Source organism: Telluria sp. ZB4P36, from assembly GCF_059685865.1.
This window is the reverse complement of sequence record NZ_JCASIE010000018.1, coordinates 60371-80529: the sequence shown is the minus strand read 5'-3', so window position 1 is coordinate 80529 and position 20159 is coordinate 60371. Positions and strand designations below refer to the sequence as shown.

General features: G+C 66.7%; 14 protein-coding genes and 1 pseudogene. 11 read left to right on the top strand and 4 right to left on the bottom strand.

Annotated elements, in window-relative coordinates; translation table 11 throughout:
• Positions 1-130 precede the first annotated feature (130 nt).
• Positions 131-1090, bottom strand: coding sequence for an N-acetylmuramoyl-L-alanine amidase-like domain-containing protein (locus tag AC56LK_RS20190; RefSeq protein ID WP_497186263.1), 960 nt, complete (start codon positions 1088-1090; stop codon positions 131-133).
• A 243-nt stretch (positions 1091-1333) separates the two neighbouring features.
• On the opposite strand from AC56LK_RS20190, the gene AC56LK_RS20185 reads away from it, so the two are divergent.
• From AC56LK_RS20185 to AC56LK_RS20150, 8 genes and pseudogenes are all read left to right on the top strand, one after another.
• Complete coding sequence (locus AC56LK_RS20185) at positions 1334-4285, top strand: TonB-dependent receptor (protein WP_497186262.1); 2952 nt, start codon at positions 1334-1336, stop codon at positions 4283-4285.
• 429 nt (positions 4286-4714) lie between these two features.
• A pseudogene (locus AC56LK_RS20180) lies at positions 4715-5759 on the top strand (group II intron maturase-specific domain-containing protein).
• Positions 5760-6089: 330 nt separating this feature from the next.
• The gene (locus AC56LK_RS20175; protein ID WP_497186261.1) at positions 6090-6251 is read left to right on the top strand and encodes a hypothetical protein; all 162 of its coding nucleotides are present in this window, start codon (positions 6090-6092) and stop codon (positions 6249-6251) included.
• 64 nt (positions 6252-6315) lie between these two features.
• Positions 6316-6489: a hypothetical protein gene (locus AC56LK_RS20170; RefSeq protein ID WP_497186260.1), complete on the top strand. Its 174-nt coding sequence runs from the start codon at positions 6316-6318 to the stop codon at positions 6487-6489.
• Between the two features lie 203 nt (positions 6490-6692).
• Positions 6693-7082, top strand: a complete 390-nt coding sequence (locus AC56LK_RS20165; RefSeq protein WP_497186259.1) for a LiaF transmembrane domain-containing protein — start codon at positions 6693-6695, stop codon at positions 7080-7082.
• Positions 7072-7785: a LiaI-LiaF-like domain-containing protein gene (locus tag AC56LK_RS20160; protein ID WP_497186258.1), complete on the top strand. Its 714-nt coding sequence runs from the start codon at positions 7072-7074 to the stop codon at positions 7783-7785. The genes AC56LK_RS20165 and AC56LK_RS20160 overlap by 11 nt, the downstream gene beginning before the upstream one ends.
• Positions 7785-8855, top strand: coding sequence for a sensor histidine kinase (locus AC56LK_RS20155; protein ID WP_497186257.1), 1071 nt, complete (start codon positions 7785-7787; stop codon positions 8853-8855). The genes AC56LK_RS20160 and AC56LK_RS20155 overlap by 1 nt, the downstream gene beginning before the upstream one ends.
• A gap of 3 nt (positions 8856-8858) precedes the next feature.
• Positions 8859-9599, top strand: coding sequence for a LytR/AlgR family response regulator transcription factor (locus AC56LK_RS20150; protein ID WP_497186256.1), 741 nt, complete (start codon positions 8859-8861; stop codon positions 9597-9599).
• Here the strand turns inward: AC56LK_RS20150 and AC56LK_RS20145 are convergent.
• The 3 genes from AC56LK_RS20145 to AC56LK_RS20135 all read right to left on the bottom strand — a co-directional run bounded on the left by AC56LK_RS20145 (position 9596) and on the right by AC56LK_RS20135 (position 14368).
• A complete protein-coding gene (locus AC56LK_RS20145; RefSeq protein ID WP_497186292.1) occupies positions 9596-11851 on the bottom strand; it encodes an ATP-dependent DNA helicase in 2256 nt (751 codons plus the stop codon). The genes AC56LK_RS20150 and AC56LK_RS20145 overlap by 4 nt on opposite strands.
• Positions 11852-11853: 2 nt before the next feature.
• Positions 11854-13500, bottom strand: coding sequence for a VRR-NUC domain-containing protein (locus AC56LK_RS20140; RefSeq protein WP_497186255.1), 1647 nt, complete (start codon positions 13498-13500; stop codon positions 11854-11856).
• A 112-nt stretch (positions 13501-13612) separates the two neighbouring features.
• Positions 13613-14368, bottom strand: a complete 756-nt coding sequence (locus tag AC56LK_RS20135; protein WP_497186254.1) for a hypothetical protein — start codon at positions 14366-14368, stop codon at positions 13613-13615.
• A gap of 59 nt (positions 14369-14427) precedes the next feature.
• On the opposite strand from AC56LK_RS20135, the gene AC56LK_RS20130 reads away from it, so the two are divergent.
• The 3 genes from AC56LK_RS20130 (at position 14428) to tagF (ending at position 20149) form a co-directional block, all read left to right on the top strand.
• Positions 14428-15270 carry a M15 family metallopeptidase gene (locus tag AC56LK_RS20130; protein ID WP_497186253.1) on the top strand — a complete coding sequence of 281 codons (843 nt, stop codon included), beginning with the start codon at positions 14428-14430 and terminating at the stop codon, positions 15268-15270.
• A 122-nt stretch (positions 15271-15392) separates the two neighbouring features.
• On the top strand, positions 15393-19184 hold the full coding sequence (gene tssM, locus AC56LK_RS20125) for a type VI secretion system membrane subunit TssM (RefSeq protein ID WP_497186252.1): 3792 nt from the start codon (positions 15393-15395) through the stop codon (positions 19182-19184).
• Entirely contained in the window at positions 19184-20149 is a 966-nt protein-coding gene (gene tagF, locus AC56LK_RS20120) for a type VI secretion system-associated protein TagF (protein WP_497186251.1), read from the top strand. Before tssM ends, tagF begins: the two co-directional genes overlap by 1 nt.
• Positions 20150-20159 lie beyond the last annotated feature (10 nt).

Genomic DNA, 20159 nt, shown 5'->3' with positions numbered 1-20159 from the left:
ATGAGCGGAACTGATGAGCAGGGCGCGGCCGTGCTCATGGGGTAAAAGGGAGGGGAAGGCAGGATGACGCGCCGGCGGCGCGGCGCGTCATGAAGAAGCAGGGAGCTTGCCGGCATGCCGGCAGGGAAGGTCAGGCGCCGGGGCGGCCCGGACGCGGCTGCGGCGCCATCGGCGGCACCGTGATCTGTTCGTTCAGGCGCAGGAACTTGAAGCCGGCCAGCACCTGGCCGGGCTTGCCCTCGCGGGCATTGCGCGCTTCGCGCTCGGCCGCGCGCGCGATGAAGGAGTCGAAGCTCTCTTCGCGCACCTGCGGCGCCTGCGAGTGCAGGAAGCGGCGCTCGCCGTCCGGGCCCAGCACCACCAGGCCCACGTGCGAAGCCCAGTATTCGCCATTGCGGGTCGAGATCACGTTCACGAAATCGCCTTCCTGCAGGCGCCCGGCGATCGCCGCCACCCCTTCCTTCGGCACATAGGCCTGGCGGCTGGTCTCGACCGGGATGTCGCGCACGGTGTTGTGGCGGGTGCGCAGGAAGCGCGCGCGGTCCACCGTCATCCCGTACGCGGGCCCATCCGGGCCGGCCAATTCGGCGCTGACGTCCGTCACCAGCCAGCGGTTGGCCACGTTCCAGTCCATCTCGGTGTAGTGGTTGCGGCTGGCCACGCCGATCACGCCGTCGCGGTAGCGGATCCGCTGCAGCATCCAGAAGAATTCTTCCCAGGACTGGGACAGGGCCATTGCGTAGGTGTGTTCGGCAAACACGACGCAGTCGCTTTCCTTCAGGCTGAACAGCGGCAAACTGTCGTGTATTTCATACGGAAATTCGCCCAGCAAGTGCAGCGAGTAAGGCTGGCCGAGGTTCTTGCGGCCGATTGCCGCGATCCGCTTGCGCAGGTCGGGCTCGGCCGTGTGGACGTGGGCGATGTAGCGGCCCGCCTCCTGCGGCGTCATCTGGTAGATCGGTTTCTGCAGCAGGGCCGCAAGCGGGATTTCCGCGGCCGGGGTGGCAGTCGTCGGGGCAGGCGTGCTGGCGCAGCCGCCGAGGGCGGCGCCGGCGAGCAGCAGGCAGCTGAGGCGTACGGCAATGGACATGGGAAGTTACCGGTGTCAGTTGAAGGTGCGGCCACGCTACTCTTGCGTGCCCGCGCATGGGTAATGAAATTATGTTTATTCGGTATAACTTTTGCAATGCTCGCATATGTACATTCCTCAAAGTTATATAGCCGCGAAAACAAGTGATTATTCAGCAAGGTGCACTTCATCAATACTCCCGAGAATGGCAGCGATGGCGCCTGCCATTGCAGACCAATAGCTATAAAACTCAGGAGAGACTCTATGTTCAAGCAGAAGCCGCTCGCAGCGGCCGTATCGATGGCGGTACTGGGACTGGCAGCCGTGCCGGCCATGGCGCAGGATGTGATCCCGACCGTGGAGGTGACCGGTATCCGAGCCTCGATGGCCAAGTCGCTGGCTGTCAAGCGGGATGCTACCGCCAACGTCGAGGTGATCACCGCCGAAGACGTGGGCAAGATGCCGGACAAGAACCTGGCCGATTCGCTGCAGCGCCTCGCCGGCGTGGCCGTGCGTACCGACTACGACGAAGCCGAGAAGGTCGCCATGCGCGGCACCAACCCGGACCACACTCTCATCCTGTTCAACGGCCACACCGTCTCGGGCGGCGACTGGTACGTCGCCGACCAGCTCTCGAGCAGCCGCTCGACCAGCCTGTCGCTGATGCCGTCCTCGGTCCTGAACCAGGCCGTCATCTACAAGACCTCGCAGGCCAACATCGTCGACGGCGGCATGGCCGGCACCATCAACGTGAGCACCCGCAAGCCGCTGGCGCAAAAAGAACGCCTGACGGGCATCGTCAATCTCGGCGGCGTGTACTCCGAACTGCCAGGCAAGGCGGCGCACGACGTCAACGCCTCGATAAACTGGAAGAACGAGTCGAACACCTTCGGCTTCATCCTGCAGGGCTTTGCCGAAAAGCGCTTCGTGCGCCGCGATTCGGCGTCGCGCTTCGCCTACTCGGGCGGTAGCGGCTGGGACGTGATCAATACCTCGACCATGCTGGGCATCACCGACGCCTCGCTGGCCGGCACCGGCTACAAGGCCTCGGATCTGAACGGCGTGCGTATTCCAGGCTCGATGAGCACCGAATTCGTCGAAGGCGTGCGTGACCGCAAGGGCGGCATGTTCTCGGCCCAGTTCAAGCCGAACGCCGACCTCGACATGACCATGACCGGCTTCCATTCGGAAATGAAAGCTAATAACTTCGGTCGCCTAAACGCGGGCGCCATGTTCAGCATGCTGCGCGGCTTCGGCGGCGTGCAGGGCGCCACCACGCCCACCAGCTCGAACGGCCAGCGCGTCTATGCGCAGATCAAGAACCCTGTCATCGTCAACGAGCGCACCATCTACGGTCACGACCTGAAGGTGCTGAAGTCGGCCGACATCGTCTACCCGGCCGGCACCACGCCGCAGTACATTGGCGAGACCGAAGGCGCTTACCGCGACGGCGCCAAGGCAACCAGCGCCTTCCTCGACCTCGACGTCAAGTACCGCCTCAGCCCGGACCTGACCGTCAAGGGCCTGTTCTCGACCACCAAGGGCGTCGGCCAGACCGGCCTCGACCAAGGCCTGACCTACACCCGCTACGGCACCGGCGTGCGCTATGCGCTGGGCGACCTGCGTGATGCGCCCTTCGTCCAGTACCTCGGCACCGGCCCCAACGTCCCGGGCCGCAACGCCGACGGCAGCGGCTTCGTGCTGAGCGGCCGCGCCGCTTCGGGCGTGAAGACTACCGACAAGGAGAACAGCCTCAACCTCGATGCCGAGTACCGCCTCGAGCATGCCATGGTCAAATCCCTGGAGTTCGGTGCACGCCATGCCGACCACCGCCGCGACAGCGCGCGCCGCTTCCCGCAGCTGCGCACCGCCGCCCTGTCGGCGAACGAGCCGACCGCCGCGTCGAACTTCATTCCTTATCCGTCCGACTTCGGCGCTGAACTGGACGGCCCGGCCGGCTGGGACAACACCAGCTGGACCCTGACCCCGGAGGCGCTGAAAGCCTACTTCGCGGCCAACTACAAGCCGACCAACGCGGAGTGGGAACGCCGCGTGTCGACCGAACTGGACATGCGTGAGCGCCAGAGCTCGGCCTACATCATGGGCAACCTGGAAGGCGAACGCTGGTCGGGCAACCTTGGTCTGCGCTACGTGCGCACCAAGATCAACGCCGCAGTGCCGTCGCCAATCCCGGTCGGCACCTGCCCGCGTACCGAGCCGGGCAAGCCTGCCACCACCTGTGCCGCCGTGCCGGGTGCCATCACCACCGCGAGCGATGGCGTCCAATACTACGACGGCGTGCCGTTCAATCCGCTGGCCGGCGTGATGTACTTTAAACAGGCGAAGGAAAGCACTTTCAACAACCTGCTGCCGAGCCTGAATATCCGCTACGAGCTCGCCAAGGACCAGATCCTGCGCTTCGGCGCCAGCAAGACCATCTCGCGCCAGAACTACAACCTGCTCGGCGCGGGCTACGGATCGCCGGCCTGTACCGACGGCATCTGCCAGGTCACCGGCCCGAACCCGAACCTGGAACCGCTGTTCGCCAAGAACATCGACCTGTCCTATGCCTGGTACTTCGCACGCCGCTCGATGGTGGGGGTGAACCTGTTTGCCTCGAACATTACCGGCTATCCGAAGACCGGCATCGCCGGCCAGGACACGGTGGAGCTGCTCGACCCACGTGACTCGCAGATCAAGCAATTCGCGGTGAATTCGGCGTCGCAGCAGGGTGCCCGTATCCGCGGCATCGAGCTGATGTACGAACAGCCGTTCGGCAACAGCCCGTTCGGCTTCACGTCGAACGTCAGCAAGTCGAAGACCAAGGTCGACGACGGCCGTCCAATGGTCGGCGCCTCGGAATACGCGGCCAACCTGGGCGTGTACTTCGAGAACGACAAGCTGTCGGCGCGCCTGGTTGCCAACTACCGCAGCGAGTACATCAACACCTCGACCGCGCCGGCGCCGAACGCCAACAGCCAGGGCCTGTCGACCATCAACGGCATCCTGATGCCGGTCGCGCCGACCTACGCGGCTCCGGTGACTACGCTGGCCTTCAATGCCAGCTACAACCTGATGCCGAACCTGCAGCTGTCGTTCAATGCGACCAACCTGACCAACGTGAAGCGCGCCTACTACCGCTACAGCGAAGAAGAGCAGCAGAAGCTGGACGTGTCTGGCCGCATCTACTACCTGAACCTGAAGTACCGCTTCTGATTCACGTGTAGATCCGTCTGAAGGGGAGCTCCGGCTCCCCTTTTTCTATGTGCGCCCAGCATGGGCGCACTCTTGCGGGTGCAAGTCCCGCCGTGAGCTGACCACAGCGAGCGAAGTGAAGCGCAACTGCGTGAGGGCGACCGAGCGTGGAGAGGAAGCGTGGAGCGAAACTGCGAGCCGATGAACAAGAATCGGATACAAGGCGCTGCCGAGCAGGACGAGCGGGCATGAACCGCGAAGCTCTTGTGGTCAAGGCGAAGTGGCGTAAATCCGGCGGTTGTGCAGGGAAGGAGTGCGTTCTTACCTGGGGAGATCTCGCCTTGCGCCTGAAAGGGCGACGAAAAAAAATCGGAGCGAGAAGTCAGCAGAGGCAGTAGTAGCTGAGTTTTTTTTCAGCGAAGGGCCGAACGAGTAGGAGTGTCGAACAACTTGTCGATGAATCGTGTACGGCATCAGATGCCCGCATCAGCGGGGCGGGTCGCGGCAGGGCGGGGTGAAGCCTCGTCCAAAGCGATCAGCGATGAAACACGGTCCCCGCGACAGGAACTGGAAGGCACAGGGCGAGACTTACTCATGCAAGCGCTCGCGAGGGAGAACATGCAACGCGCGTGGAAACGCGTGAAGGCGAACAAGGGAGCCGCAGGTGTCGATGGTCTGGACATTGCCCGGACCGGACAACACCTGAAGCACGCTTGGCCGACCATCAGACAGCAACTAATGGCAGGCACGTACCGGCCCATGCCGGTACGGCGCGTGGGCATTCCGAAGCCGGATGGAAGCGAACGTGAGTTGGGGATACCCACCGTGACCGACCGTCTGATTCAGCAGGCACTATTGCAGGTGCTGCAACCGCTAATCGATCCCCACTTTTAGTGAGCACAGCCACGGGTTCCGTCCCGGCCGGCGTGCGCGTGATGCCGTGCTCGCAGCACAGCAGTACGTGCAGGGGGTGATGGCCCTGCTCAAGCGCCAGTACGACAAGCTGCACTTGAAGATCAACGAATCGAAAAGTGCCGTAACTAGTGCGTTTGGCCGAAAATTTCTTGGTTACGAGCTGTACACAACCGGGAAAGGCGAAGTCAAACGGGCTGTGTCGTACAAGGCACAGAAGGCTTTTCGGCAGCGGATCAGACAACTCACTCGTCGATCCGGCGGACGCAGTATCACCCAGGTGATTGAAGGCCTGCGCTCTTATGTACTGGGGTGGAAAGGCTACTTTGGTCTGGCGCAAACCACAGCCGTCCTGAATAAACTGGACGAGTGGATGCGCCGCCGAATGCGTGCGCTCCATCTGAAACACTGGAAGCATGGGGCAACGATCTACCGGGAAATGCTGAAACTCGGAGCAAGGCCCGACGTTGCGCTACAGGTGGCATGCAATAGCTGCCGCTGGTGGCATAACAGCAGGCTTGACCTGAACAAAGTGCTGACGATTGCCTACTTTGACCGTCTTGGCATGCCTCGCCTCACTTAACCTCAACTACTCGACCCGCCCGGTGCGGACCCGCATGCCGGGTGGTGTGGGAGGGGCCGGTCAGCATGCCGACTGCCCCTATCCCGATGCCGCCGCGGTGCCGCTTCCGTCAGGTCCCGCCGCCTTGTAGGAGACGGCCTATCGAAAAATGTGCGGCACCTAACGGTGGATATGAGAGCCCATCGTTACCATGGGAACCGTCTGAGTGAGGAACCTGTGCGGCCAACGCGCGGTAGCCAACAGCTCAACAGGTTAGCCGGTCGCCTCGAGGACCGGCACCAATTCGGGCCGGCGCGCAGGCGGCGGCTCACAACGGAAGTGGAGGTCGCCATGTCCGAGATGAAGCAGCCACCCAAGCACCTGGTACGCGAATACCTCGAGCGCCGTGCGCGGGATAGCGCGCCGCCGCCGACGCCGGAGGAAATCCGCCGCCAGCTCGGCTGGGGCATGCTGATGCCGTCCGATCTGAAGATGGGGACCAACCGCTCCTAATTCTTCCCGCGCCAGGACGGCGCGGGCCATCACCGTGCAATCGGTGTCCACCCAGGAGACGTTCATGACCAAAGCTATTGGCAACAAACACGAAGCACAACACCGCGGCAAGAAAGAGCGGCTCGAGATCCGCCGCACCAACATCGCGCGCGAAGCCGTGAAGATGGCCGAAGCCCGCGCCAAGTACCGCAACCAGGTCAAGGGCCGACCAGACATGGATCTGTCGGCAACGGCCTGAGCGCCCTTCGATTCGCGAATCGACCAGATTACGCTGCCCACCTGGCCCGCCCTCAAGGCGGGCTTTTTTTCGTTCGTCGCCGGCGTCCGCCGAAAATTTCGCCGTTCACCGCCCGCGCGCCGCCATTCACCGAAAGGCGCTTTGCCGGTTGCCGGGTCTTCGGTATCGTGTGTCCATTCCAATCACAGACGGAGTCACGCAACATGCATACCGAAGAAGCTTACCGCTGGCGCAAACAGGTGGTCTGGGGCCTGCTCCTGATCGCCGTCGGCACGGTCGTCCTGCTCGACCGCCTCGATTATCTCGACCTGGGGTCCTACTGGCACTACTGGCCGCTGCTGCTGGTCGTGGTCGGCATCAACCAGACCATCGGCTACCCGAGCCCGCGCGAGTTCGGCAACGGCCTGTGGACCGTCTTCATCGGCCTGTGGCTGTTCGCCTGCTTCGAACACATCTTCGGCCTGACTTTCCGTAACAGCTGGCCGCTGTTCATCCTGGCCTGGGGCGTCAAGCTGGTGTTCCAGCCGCTGGTCGCGCGCCGCCTTGCGCAACAGCCTGACCTCAAGCACATGGAGAACAAGCATGAAGGATAAACTCCAGATGAAGGGCGTCACCAGCCAGGTCGTGCTCGGCCTGCTCGTGATCCTCATGGGACTGCTGTTCCTGCTCGATAACCTCGATATCATCGCGATCCGCAGCTTCATCTCGTTCTGGCCGATGGTGTTCATCATCCTCGGCATCGTCAAGCTGTGCGACACGCAGACCCGCGGCGGCCAGATCCTCGGCGCGGTCTTCATCGGCGTCGGCGTGCTGTTGAGCCTCGACCGGATGGACGTCATCGATTTCAACTGGCGCACCCTGTGGCCGCTGTTCTTCATCGGCTTCGGCGTCTACACCTTGTACAAGGCACGAACCGGACGCCGCCTGATCTCGATCGACGGCGTCAAGGGCGAGAACGACCTTGGCGGCGAGGGCGTGGTGGACGTCACCGCGATCCTCGGCGGCTTCGACCGGCGCGTCGTCACCCCCAACTTCCGCGGCGGCGAGATCACGGCGGTGATGGGCGGCTGCGCCCTCGACCTGCGCAATTCCTCGATCCAGGGCGAGGCGGTGGTCACCGTGTTCGCCTTCTGGGGCGGGGTCACCCTGAAGGTTCCGACCGACTGGACGGTGGTCCTGAACGGCACGCCGATCATGGGCGGCTTCGAGGAGAAGACCATCGCGCCGCCCGACAACAGCAAGCGCCTGATCGTGCGTGGCTACGCCATCATGGGCGGCGTGGAAATCCGTAACTGATGACGGGGGCCTTCTGGGCGCGGCGCAGCGTCGCGCTCTACCTGCTGGCCTGGCTGATGCTGGGCGTGCTGCTGGCGGGGCTGGTCGTCACGGCCACCGACGCCGGACCTGCCGCCAGCCTGCTGTTCGCGCTGCCGCTGACGCTGTGCTACGCCTTTGCCTGCGGTTTTTCCGCCTACTACCTGTGCCGCGCCTATCCGCTGGCGCAACGCAGGCTGGGCGCGGTACTGACGGTGTTCTTCTTCAGCGGGCTGAGTGCGGCGCTGCTGTGGTGCGCGGCCGGCAGCGCCTGGGCCGCCCTGTGCCGGCTGCTGGCGCCGGAAGCGGCGGTGGCGGTCAACCGGCCCTTCGCGGCGCTGATGTTCGGCATCGGAATGCTGCTGTACTGGATGACGGCGGTGGCGCACTACCTGGCGCTGGAGTTCGACCGGGCACGCCGCGCCGAGACGCGCGAACTGGAGTCGCGCCTGCTGGCCCGGGACGCGGAACTGCGCATGCTGCGTACCCAGATCGATCCGCACTTCCTGTTCAACAGCCTGAATTCGATCAGCGCGCTCACCGCGATCGACCCCGGCCGGGCGCGTGCCATGGCCCTGCAGCTGGCCGGCTTCTTCCGCCAGACGCTCGGCTTGGAAGCACACCGTAAGGTATGCTTGAAGGACGAGCTGGCGCTGGTCGAGCGCTTCCTGTCGATCGAACAGGTGCGCTTCGGTCCGCGCCTGGTGTTCGAACACAGCGTCGGCGAGGGCGCCGGAGCATGTTTGCTGCCGCCGATGATCCTGCAGCCGCTGGTGGAGAACGCGGTCAAGCACGGCATCGGCGGCATGCTCGAAGGCGGTACCATCCGCCTCGGCGCGGAACGTGCGGGCTCGCTGCTGCGCATCCATGTCGAGAACGATGTCGATCCGGAGGAAGCGGGACGCGCGCCGGCCGGCAACGGCATCGGGCTGGTGAACGTGCGCCAGCGGCTGGCGGCGGCCTACGGCAGGGAAGCCAGCGTGCACTGGGCACGCGTAGACAATACATTCCGGGTGGACCTGGCGCTGCCCGCGGAGACGGAGGAGAAGTAGATCATGCGAGTTCTGATCGTCGACGACGAACACCTGGCGCGCGCGCTGCTGCGCGAGTACCTGGCCGGCCATGCCGACATCGAGATCGTGGGCGAATGCGCGAACGGTTTCGAGGCGGTGAAGGCGATCGGCGAGCTCGATCCGGAGCTGGTCTTCCTCGACATCCAGATGCCCAAGCTGGATGGCTTCGAAGTGGTCGAGCTGGCCGGGGCGAATCAGAAAAATTCGCCGCATTATGTCTTCGCCACCGCCTACGACCAGTTCGCGCTGAAAGCCTTCGAGGTGCATGCGATCGATTACCTGCTCAAGCCCTTCAGCCGCGAACGGCTGGCGCAGGCGCTGGACCATGCGCGCAACCGCCGTCCGCAGGCGCCGCGGCTGGAAGCGGTGGTGCAGGAGGCGGCGCAGCGGCGCGGCTACCTGGAGCGTGTCCTGATCAAGGACGGAGCGCGCGTGCACGTGGTCCCGAGCGCCACTATCGACTACATCGAGGCCCAGGACGACTACGTGCAGGTGACGGCCGGGGGCAAGGCCCACCTCAAGAACCAGCGCATGTCCGAGCTCGAGGCCCAGCTCGATCCGCAGGTGTTCATCCGCATCCACCGCTCCTACATCGTGAACGTCGGCGCGATCGCGCGCATCGAGCCGGCCAGCAAGGACAATTACTGCGCCGTGCTGAAAGACGGGACGACACTGCCGATCAGCCGCAGCGGCTACCAGAAAGTCCGCGACATGCTGAATTAAACGCGGCCATCGACGTCCCACCAGGCTGGCAGCAGGGCGCGCACGTCCTGGCGTCCGAAGCGGTCGTCGATCAGCCAGACCACGCCGCGGTCCGTCTCCGTGCGGATCACGCGGCCGGCCGCCTGCACCACCTTCTGCATGCCCGGGTAGAGGTAGGTGTAGTCGTAGCCCGCGCCGAACATCGCCTGCATCCGCTCGCGCAGCTGTTCGTTCACCGGGTTCACCTGCGGCAGGCCGAGCGTGGCCACGAAGGCGCCGATCAGGCGCTCGCCCGGCAGGTCGATGCCTTCGCCGAAGGAGCCGCCCAGCACCGCGAAGCCGACGCCGCGCCCTCCCGCCGTGAAGCGATCGAGGAAGGCGGCGCGCTCCGGTTCGCTCATGCGCCGTTCCTGGCGCCAGGCCGGGACCTCCGGATGGCGCTGCGCCAGCTGCTCCAGCACCTGTTCGAGGTAGTCGAAGCTGCTGAAGAAGGCCAGGTAGTTGCCGGGCCGCTGGAGGTATTGGCGCGCGATCAGGTCCGCGATCGGACCCAGTGAGGCGCTGCGGTGCTGGTAGCGGGTCGAGATGCCGCCGGCGATGTGGACCTCGAGCTGGCTGGCGCTGAAAGGCGAGGCGACGTCGGCCCAGGCGGTATCAAGCGGCATGCCGAGCAGGTCGCAAAAATAATGCCAGGGGCCGAGCGTGGCCGAGAACAGGGTCACCGAGTGCGCCAGCGCGAAGCGCGGCGCCAGAAAGGGGGCCGGCACCACGTTGCGGATGCTGATCGTCGAGTCGCGCACGCCCGCGCGGGTCAGGTCGCACAGGGAATGCTCGCCAAAGGATTCGGCCAGGCGGATGAAGCCCAGGGCGTCGAAATGGAAGCGCTGCAGGTCCGGATCGAGCGGTCCGGGGTGCTCGGCCAGGAAGTCGTTGACGGTACCGGTGGCGTTCTGCAGCGCGTCGAGCAGCTTGCCGGGCACTTCCGGCAGCACCTGGTAGGGCGCCGGGGCTTCCTTGTCGACCCCGGTCCAGGCGCGGCCGACGCGTTCCAGGGCCTTCCTGACCGGCTCCGGCGCATTGGCGCGTGCCGCGCGCAGATTGGCGCGGTCCAGCTCCGCGCTGTACATCGAGCGGGCGCGCGACACCATGTTGTGAGCCTCGTCGACCAGCACGCTGGCCTTCCAGCCCCGTTCGAGCGCCAGCGCGTAAAGCATGGCGCTGCCGTCGAAATAATAGTTGTAGTCGCCCACCACCATGTCGGCCCAGCGCGCCATCTCGCTGCCCAGGTAATAGGGACAGACGTCGTGGGCCAGCCCGGCTTCGCGCAGGGCATCGCGGTCCAGCAGCGCGACCTGCGCCGCGGCCGCGCGTGCGGCAGGCAGGCGGTCGTAGAAGCCCTTCGCCAGCGGACAGGCATCGCCCTGGCAAGCCTTGTCCGGATGCTCGCAGGCCTTGTCGCGCGCGGTGAGTTCGAGCACGCGCAGCGGGATATTGGTGCCGGCGCCCAGGCTGGCGGCGGCGTCCAGCGCCAGCCGCCGGCCCGGCGTCTTGGCGGCCAGGAAGAAGACCTTGTCGAGGCTTTGCGAGGGCATCGCCTTCAGGACCGGGAACAGGCTGCCGACCGTCTTGCCGATGCCGGTCGGCGCCTGGGCCAACAGGCAGCGCCCGCTGGTGTTGGCGAGGTAGATGTTCTCCGCCAGCTGGCGCTGGCCGGGCCGGAAGTCCGGGTGCGGGAAGCGCAGCGTGCCCAGGGCCGCATTGCGTGCGGCGCGGTGCGCGGCTTCCTGGGCGGCCCAGTTCGAGAAACGTTCGCACAGCGCAGCGAACAGCGCGGCCAGCTCCGCCGCATCCCGGCTTTCACGCAGGACCGTTTCCTGGCCGCTGCCGATGTCGTAGTAGACCAGGGCCAGGTCGACCTGCTCCAGGCCCAGCTGCCGGCACAGCAGGTGGCCGTAGACCCGCACCTGCGCCCAGTGCAGGTGGCGGTGGTTGTCGGGGATGGAGGAGAATTTGCCGCGGTGGGTCTTGATCTCTTCGATCAGGTTCTGGTCCGGGTCGTAGCCGTCGGCGCGCCCGCGCACCTGCAGATTGCCCCAGCCGCCTGCGAGCGCCACCTCGGTGCGGTAGTTGGGGCCGCGCCGGCCCGTCACCACCGCATGGCCGGCGATGCCTTCCTGGGCGGTGGGCGAGGGTGTGAAGCGCAGGTCGAGGTCGCCCTGCTTGGCGGTGAACTCGCACAAGGCGCGTACGGCGACGCTGTAGCTCGCGTCCACCGTCAAGCGGCCTGCTCCCACTGCAGGTAGCACACCGATACCGGCATCCCATGCGTCGCGCAGTAATCGATCCAGCGCAGCTGGTTGTCCTGCAGGCGGTCGCCCGGGCCCTTCACCTCGATCATGGTGTAGCGTCCCTCGGCCGGCCAGAACTGGATCAGGTCGGGGAAGCCGGTATGGTTGGCCTGGACGTCGGCCAGGATGCGCTCGCACCACTTGCGCAAGTGCTGCGGCGGGATGCAGGCCAGCGCCAGCTCCAGCAGTTCCTCGCTCAGCGCTCCCCAATACACGAAGGGCGAGGCGATGCCCGCCTTGTCGCAGTAGGTGGCGCGGATGGTGTCGCGGTAGGCGCCGTCCTCCAGTTCGGCCAGGCAGGCTGCGAATTCGGCTGCGCGGCGCTGGTGGAAGTCCGGGCTGTACAAGTCGGCCGGTCCGCGGTGGAAGGGGTGGAAGAAGGCGCCGGGAAGCGGCGCGAACACGGCGCGCCAGCACAGCAGGCCGAACAGGGAATTGGCCAGCGCGTTCTCGACGTAGAACACCGGCGCCTCGGCGCTCGCCAGGTGCTCGCGCACCACGCCTTCGACCCACCATTCTCCACTCGGCATCGGCAGGCGCAGGTCCAGCCGCTCGACCGCGGCGCTGCGGCGCGCCGGCAGCCTGGCGTGGCCGAGGCGGCGCGCCAGACGCGGGCCGATGCGCAGCAGGTGCTGGCGTTCGGCCTCGCTTTCGGGCGCGGCCTGGGCCAGCTGGAACAGGGCGTAAGCCTCGTCGAAGCGCTCATGCTTTTCCAGCACCCGGATGGCGCGCCCACGCGCGCCCAGGTAACGGCATTGCGCATAGACGGCATGGGCATTGTCCCAGTCCTTGAGGTTTTCGTAGCCCTGACCGATCTGGAACAGCAGCTTCTCGCGCCGGCTGACCAGCCAGTCGTTGTCGAAGTCGTGCGAGGGCAGGTCGCGCAGCACTTCGTCCAGCGCTTCGCCGGCGTAGAAGCGTTCCTTGCAGTGGTGCAGGCGCAGGTAATGCTCGACGTCCGCGCGCGAGCGGAAGCCGCGCGAGGCCTGCGAAATCTCGACCTGTTCGAAGCGGAACATGCCGAGGTCGGACAGCACGAATTCGGTCCAGTCCTGGTGCAGGTTGCCGAAGAAGATCAGGCGCAGGCGGTCGCACAGGGGCTTGGCCAGGATGCGCAGGGCGACATCGGTGCAGCCGGGGTACCAGCCGGAGAAAGGCCGGCTGTCGCCGCAAGCGGCGCGCAAGGCTTCCAGCTGCTCGGCCTTGCGCGCGTTCTTCTGCGGCAGCCGGGCCCCGAAGGCGTCGGCGATCTCGGGCTTGGACAGCAGCTCGAACAAGTCGTCGAGGGAGAGCAGCGGATCGGTGTCGATCCAGCCGGTGTCGAGCAGGAGGCGTGCGGCCTCGAGCGGGCAGCCGATCTCGGCATAGACCAGCTTACTGGCGCGGAACAGATTCCCCTTGCGCATGACCATGCGCACGAACAGGGCGCGCGCATTCTGCGGCAGGGCGGGGAAGGCGGCAAGGAAGGCGAGCTCGTCGGTGTCCAGCAAATCGCGATACCGCTCGCCGATCCAGTCAAGGACGCGCTGGAAATTGTCCAGATAATAAAACTCGTTTTCCAGAACCCTGATCATCTCGTGCCGCCGTACTGTGCTTATGTACAGTATAACTCCACGAAGAATCAATAGCCCAGCAGTATCCCTATATTTCGCCGATTTTCTCGGTCATTGCGGGCTTTTCGCCACGTCATGGGCGTGGTGGACGGGCCTGGCAAGCGTCGTTCGGGCACAGCAGCTCGGTCATCTGCGAGCCCTCGGGGGCGTGGCCGTTGGCATGCACGATGACGGCCGAGATCAGTGCCACGTCCGCATCCACCGGCCCATCGGTTGTCCTGGCCGGGGTGACACCGCGCTGGGCCTTGGGCGTCACCGGGCGAACGGCGCCTTTCGCCGCCATGGCGGCTTTGGGTTTGGCCGGCGTGGCGGGCGCCGCACGGGGCGTCGGAACTGCCCGGGCCACCCGCGGCGCCGGCACGCTTGCCGCGGGAACGGGAGCGGGGGCAGGGACGCGGGCGGTCGCCTTTTCCGGCGCCGGTCGCAAGAGGCGCAAGGGCGGAACCGCGTCTGCCGGGGATGCCTGCTCCACCTGGTCGACGATCAGGGCCGCTTCAGCCGCCGGCGCCATGGCCACTTGCCGCAGCACCGGGCCGGCCGCGGGCAGCGGCGCTTGCCGCGCTTCGGCCAGCACCGTGTCCTGCGCGTCCAGCCGCGCGCCGTCGTTGTTGGCAGCCAGCCAGACCAGCGCACCGGTCAGTACCACCGCCAGCGAGGTGCCGGCGCCGTACCAGGCCAGCCGCGTGCCCGATGCCTTGCTGCCGCGCTTGCGCGCAGGCTCGCGCTCGAGCAGGGCCAGGATGCTGTCCTCACCGGAGGTAGCGACGCGGCGGGGCGACATCAGGTTCGGACGCGTGGACGTGGATTGATTTTCGTCTGTAGGCCGCACGGCAACCCTCCTAAGATTGGTTCTTCCAATTCTGATTAGAAACAATCTTGGAGGTAGCGATGCTGATTTTTCTCGCCCTTCTGTACTTTTGTCTGGCGACGGCCGCGATCTGGCTTGCCTTGTTCCCGGGCGGACGCGCTGTTCTTGCCCGCGGGCTGTCCGCGCTGAGGCATCGCCTGTCGCAGCGCGCCGTCGGCTGGCAGATCGCGGGCAGCCAGTACGCCGGTGCGCTGCGGGGGAATATTCCGCGCGATCTCCTGGGCAGCATCGCCGGTTTCGTGCGGCGCCACCGCATCGCCTGCGCGATCGGGGTGCCGGCCGTGCTGATCCCGTCGCTGCTGGCGCTGGCCCTGAGTAGTCCGGCCATGCTGCCGGTCTACGAAGGCGAGGGCGCCGCGCCGGACGTCCAGGTCGCAGCCCTGCTGCAGGGCGAGCGCCTGGTGCCGCCGGTGGCCCTGCCGCCGATGGCCTTCACGACCGCGGAAGTCGAGCTGGTGCGGCCAATGCTGGTCAACGCGAGCCGCAACTGGGGCCTGCTGCACCCGGACTTCAGCCAGCGCCTGCTGCTGGCCTTCAAGATCATGAAGGAAAAGCACGGCTACGACATGGCGCTGCTCGAAGGCTACCGCAGCCCGGCGCGCCAGGACGAGCTGGCCCGGGCCGGCGGCCACGTCACCAATGCGCGCGCCTTCCAGAGCTGGCACCAGTACGGCCTGGCCGCCGATTGCGCATTCTGGCGCGACGGCAAGCTGGTGATTTCCGAAAAAGACCCCTGGGCCATGCGCGGCTACCAGCTGTACGGCGAGGTGGCCGAATCGCTGGGCCTGACCTGGGGCGGGCGCTGGAGGATGATGGATTTCGGCCACACCGAACTGCGGATGCGCGGCGTAATGCAGCGCTGAGCAGAAAGGCGGCCCGGCCTACCTTGCCGGGCAACCCTTGAGCCGTCGCAAGTGCCGCCCAGCGAGGGCGTGCGAGCATTTCCTATAGAACATCCCCCCAACCTACCCACCTTGCTCCCGCTATGGCACGAATCTGGCAGTTACTGACCGACAGCCGAGTGCTGGCCGCGATCGGCATCGCCGCGCTTGCGGCTTGCCTCTTCATCGGCGCCGACCTGATCGGCATCGACCCGATATGGGCCCTCATCGCGGGGCTGCTGCTGCTTGCCTGCTGGGGTATCTGGTGGGCAGTGCGGCGCACCTTTCGCGGGCGTGCGGCGAAGCGGCTGGGCGAGGCCATCATCCCGGGCGACGAAGCGCTCACACATGCGGCCGGCGCCGGCGCCACCGGCGACATGGCGGTCCTGCGCAAGAACATGCTGGAGGCGATCGCCACCATCAAGACCTCCAAGCTGGGCCTGACGCGCGGCGCCTCGGCGCTCTACGAGCTGCCCTGGTACATGATCATCGGGAACCCGGCGGCAGGAAAGAGCAGCGCCATCGCACGCTCCGGCCTGACTTTCCCGATCCCCGGCAACAAGGCATTGCAGGGCGTGGGCGGGACCCGCAACTGCGACTGGTTCTTCACCACCGACGGCATCCTGCTCGATACCGCCGGCCGCTATTCGGTGCAGGACCAGGTCCAGGAAACCGACCGCGCCGAGTGGTTCAGTTTCCTCGACCTGCTGAAGAAGCACCGTCACAAGGCCCCGATCAACGGCATCCTGATCGCCGTCAGCGTGGCCGAACTGGTAGCCGGGCCGACCAGCGCCTCGCACGAACTGGCCAAGAGCCTGCGCACCCGCGTGCAGGAGCTGACCGAGCGCCTCGGGGTGCACGCGCCGGTCTACGTGGTCTTCACCAAGGCCGACCTGGTGGCCGGCTTCACCGACTTTTTCGCCGATACCGAACGGGCGGAGCGCGACCGCATCTGGGGCGCCACGCTGCGCTACAACCGGCGCAGTGCGCCGCAGGACGTGCTGGGGTTCTTCGACGAGCACTTCGACGAACTGTACGACGGCCTCAAGGAGATGAGCCTGGCGAACATGGGCGCCAACCGCAGCACCCAGATGCGTCCCGGGGTATTCACCTTCCCGCTCGAGTTCGCGGCGATCAAGACGCCGCTGCGCGCCTTCCTGTCCACGCTGTTCGAAGAGAACACTTACCAGTTCAAGCCGGTGTTCCGCGGTTTCTACTTCACCAGCGCGCTGCAGGAAGGCAGCGTGCAGGACCTGTCGAGCAAGCGCGTGGCCAGCCGCTTCGACCTGGCCTTGCGCGAGCAGAAGGGAGAGGAAGTCGCCGAGCAGTCCGGCTACTTCCTGCTCGACCTGTTCCGCAAGGTGATCTTCGCCGACAGGGAGCTGGTCAAGCGCTATACCAATCCTTCGGCGGCGCGCTGGAAGGTGGCGGCCTTCTTTGGCGCCACCATCCTGCTGGGCTGCGCGTTGGGCGGCTGGAGCTGGTCTTACATGGGCAACCGCCAGCTGGTGGCCAACGTCCGGTCCGACCTCGACAAGGTCGCGAAGCTGCAGGCCGGCGGCATCGACCTGCAGTCGCGCCTGGAAGCGCTCGACATCCTGCAGGACCGCATCGAGCAGCTCGACAAGTACCGCCAGGAGACGCCGTGGGCACTGGGCTTCGGCCTGTACCAGGGCGAGGCGCTGGAACGCAAGCTGCGCGACGAATACTTCGCCGGCGTGCGGGCGGTGATGGTCGAGCCGGTCACCGCGGCGCTGGAGACCATGCTGGCCGAGGTAAATGCGAATGCCGCCCAGCTGCCGCCTGCCGCGGCGCCGGATGCCGCCGCACACCTGGTGTCCGCGCCCGCGGCGGCGCCGGGCGCGGGTCAGTACCAGAGCGTCTCCGCCACCAGCGTGGCCGACGCCTACAACGCGCTCAAGACCTACCTCATGATGGGCGACAAGACCCACGCCGAGCCGGGCCACCTGAACGACCAGCTGACCCGCTACTGGCGCACCTGGCTCGAAGCCAACCGCGGCAACATGCCGCGCGAGCAGATGATCCGCAGCGCCGAGCGCCTGCTGACCTTCCACCTGTCGCAGGTGCAGGACCCGGCCTGGCCGCAGATGACGCTCAAACTGAGCCTGCTGGACAGCACCCGCGAACACCTGCGCCGCGTGGTGCGCGGCACCCCGGCGCGCGAGCGCGTCTACAACGACATCAAGACCCGCGCCGCGACCCGCTTCCCGGCGGTGACGGTGGCGCGCATCGTGGGCGAGCAGGACCAGGGCCTGGTGGCCGGCAGCCATGCGGTCTCGGGCGCCTTCACCCGCCAGGCCTGGAAGGAGTACGTGCTGGGTGCGATCCGCGACGCTTCCAGCAGTGAGGCGCAGAGCGCCGACTGGGTGCTCAAGACGGTGTCCAAGGACGACCTGACCCTGGAAGGCAGCCCCGAACAGATCCAGAAGGCCCTGATCGACCTGTACAAGGCCGAGTATGCGCGTGAGTGGCTGAAGTTCGTGCAGGGCGTGGCGATCGCCGACCTGAACGGCTTCGACGGCAGCGTGCAGGCCATGAACCGGCTGGGCGACCCGCAGGCCTCGCCGATCGCCAGGCTGCTCAGGACGATCCACGACGAGACCGTGTGGGACAATCCGGGCGCCGCCGGCGCCGGCCTGAGCAAGACCGAGCGCGGCTTTGCCGACTGGTTCAAGGAAAAGATCCTGCGCCGCGCACCGGCCGACGCGCGCACGCTGGCGAATGCGGTCGACCCGGCCTCGCTGCCGGGCGCGCAAGGAGCGGGCCCGATCGGGCGCGAGTTCGCCGGCGTGGCGCGCCTGGTCGGGGTCAAGGAAAAGGACGCCTCGCTGATGACGGGCTACCTCGACGCCCTGTCGAAACTGCGCACCCGCCTGAACGCGCTGAAGAACCAGGGCGATCCCGGCCCCGGCGCCAAGCAGTTCATGCAGCAGACGCTCGAGGGCAGCGGTTCCGAGCTGGCCGACGCGCTGCGCTACGTCGACGAGCAGATGCTGACGGGGATGAGCGACAGCCAGAAGGCGGCGCTGCGTCCGCTGCTGGTGCGCCCGCTGATGCAGACCTTCGCCATGATCGTGCTGCCGTCCGAGGCCGAGATCAACAAGACCTGGCAGCTGCAGGTGGTCGAACCCTTCCAGCGCACGCTCGCCACCAAGTACCCGTTCGCCGCCGGCGGCAGCGTCGAAGCCACGGCCGCGGAGATCGGCCAGATCTTCGGCCCCGAAGGCGAGGTGGCCAAGTTCGTCAACACGGCGATGGGCCCACTGGTGGTGAACCGCGGCGGGGTGCTGGCGCCGCGCACCTGGGCCGACATCGGCATCACCCTGGCGCCGCAGGTGGTGTCCGGTTTCCCGGGCTGGATCGCGCCGCTGTCCTCGAAAGGCGTGGCGACCGGCGCCGGCCCGCAGACCGTGTTCCAGATCCTGCCGCAGGCGGCACCCGGCACGCTCGAGTACACGCTCGACATCGACGGCCAGCAGCTACGCTACAAGAACACCCAGCCCGCCTGGACCAATATGGTGCACCCGGGACCGCAGGGCCTGGCCGGGGTCCGCATCAGCGCCGTCACCTTCGACGGGCGAACCGTCGAGCTGCTCAACGAGCCGGGGCAGGCCGGCCTGAAACGCATGATCGACGCGGCCCAGAAGAAGAAAAAGGACGGCGGCGTGCACGAGCTGCGCTGGAGCGCGGGCAACGTGGCGGTGACGGTCGACCTGAAGATCGTCAGCAGCGCGGCCGCCAACGGCAGCGGCGAGCAGGGCCAGGGTTACCGCGGGCTGAAGCTGCCGGCCACCATCGTCGGCCGCCAGGCCGAAGGTCCACCGAACGGCGCGGCGGGCCAGCCGGCGCTGGCCAGCGTGAACGGAGGCCAGTGATGCGCGGCCCGGCTTCGGAACGGATCGGCTACTTCGGCAAGGTCCCGGCGCGCGCGGATTTCGTCAAGCTGGCCGACGACCCGGCCGCCATCGCCATGCTGGACCGCTGGCTGGCGCAGGTGATGACGCAACTGGCCGAGGATGCGCGCTGGCGCATCAACTACGACGCCATGCCCCCGGTCAGCTTCGCCCTGGTCGGGCCGGCGCGCCGCCACGCCATCGCCGGCCACCTGCTGGCCAGCCACGACCAGTCGGGCCGGCGCTTCCCCTTCCTGGCAGCGCGCACCCATGCGGTACCCGACCCGGCCGCCTTCGTGACCCGCTGCCCGCTGGCCTTCGCACCGCTGTGGACCTTCCTCGAGTCGCGCTGCCCGCGCGTGCTGTGCGACGCCGATCCCGGCCCGCACCTGCAGGCGATCGCCGACGCCGCCGTCACCCTGGGCGACGCCGAGCCGACCCTGTCGCACCTGCTGGCCAACGGCACCGTCGGCTCGCTCGGCGCGCTCTTGGGCGAGCGCCAGTTCGCGCGCATGGTACTGGCGCTCGGCCTGCTGCTGCAGCCGGTGATGCACAGCCAGCCGGCCGAATTGCACAAGAGCCTGGTCCTGCCGCTGCCGAACGACCCCCAGCAGCGCTACCCGGTGGCCGCCTTCTGGCTGCAGCTGGTGGCGCCTTTCCTACGCCGCGCGAACTTCGACCTGGCGATCTTCATCACCCGCCAGGAAGGCCGGCCGGTGCTGGTGGTGGGCTTTTGCGCGGCCCTGGCCGAAACCCTGCGCGCGCTGGTCGATCCGCTGGTCGGCGCCGAGCAGCAGGTGCGCCTGAGCGACACCGGCTGGATCGACGAGCAGCTCTACATCGACCTCGACGTCCGTTCGCTGGCCAGCTACCTGGGCCAGGCCGACCTGCCGCTCGGGCTGGCGCGCGACATGTTCATGAAGACCTTCATCGGAGCCGCGACGTGAAATTATCCGC

Bases quoted from the DNA above. Each gene is read 5' to 3' on its own strand.
- tagF (WP_497186251.1), top strand. From the start codon at position 19,184: ATGCGCGGCCCGGCTTCGGAACGGATCGGCTACTTCGGCAAGGTCCCG.
- AC56LK_RS20155 (WP_497186257.1), top strand. From the start codon at position 7,785: ATGACGGGGGCCTTCTGGGCGCGGCGCAGCGTCGCGCTCTACCTGCTG.
- AC56LK_RS20150 (WP_497186256.1), top strand. From the start codon at position 8,859: ATGCGAGTTCTGATCGTCGACGACGAACACCTGGCGCGCGCGCTGCTG.
- AC56LK_RS20160 (WP_497186258.1), top strand. From the start codon at position 7,072: ATGAAGGATAAACTCCAGATGAAGGGCGTCACCAGCCAGGTCGTGCTC.
- AC56LK_RS20175 (WP_497186261.1), top strand. From the start codon at position 6,090: ATGTCCGAGATGAAGCAGCCACCCAAGCACCTGGTACGCGAATACCTC.
- AC56LK_RS20185 (WP_497186262.1), top strand. From the start codon at position 1,334: ATGTTCAAGCAGAAGCCGCTCGCAGCGGCCGTATCGATGGCGGTACTG.
- AC56LK_RS20140 (WP_497186255.1), bottom strand. From the start codon at position 13,500: ATGATCAGGGTTCTGGAAAACGAGTTTTATTATCTGGACAATTTCCAG.
- AC56LK_RS20130 (WP_497186253.1), top strand. From the start codon at position 14,428: ATGCTGATTTTTCTCGCCCTTCTGTACTTTTGTCTGGCGACGGCCGCG.
- tssM (WP_497186252.1), top strand. From the start codon at position 15,393: ATGGCACGAATCTGGCAGTTACTGACCGACAGCCGAGTGCTGGCCGCG.
- AC56LK_RS20190 (WP_497186263.1), bottom strand. From the start codon at position 1,090: ATGTCCATTGCCGTACGCCTCAGCTGCCTGCTGCTCGCCGGCGCCGCC.
- AC56LK_RS20170 (WP_497186260.1), top strand. From the start codon at position 6,316: ATGACCAAAGCTATTGGCAACAAACACGAAGCACAACACCGCGGCAAG.
- AC56LK_RS20165 (WP_497186259.1), top strand. From the start codon at position 6,693: ATGCATACCGAAGAAGCTTACCGCTGGCGCAAACAGGTGGTCTGGGGC.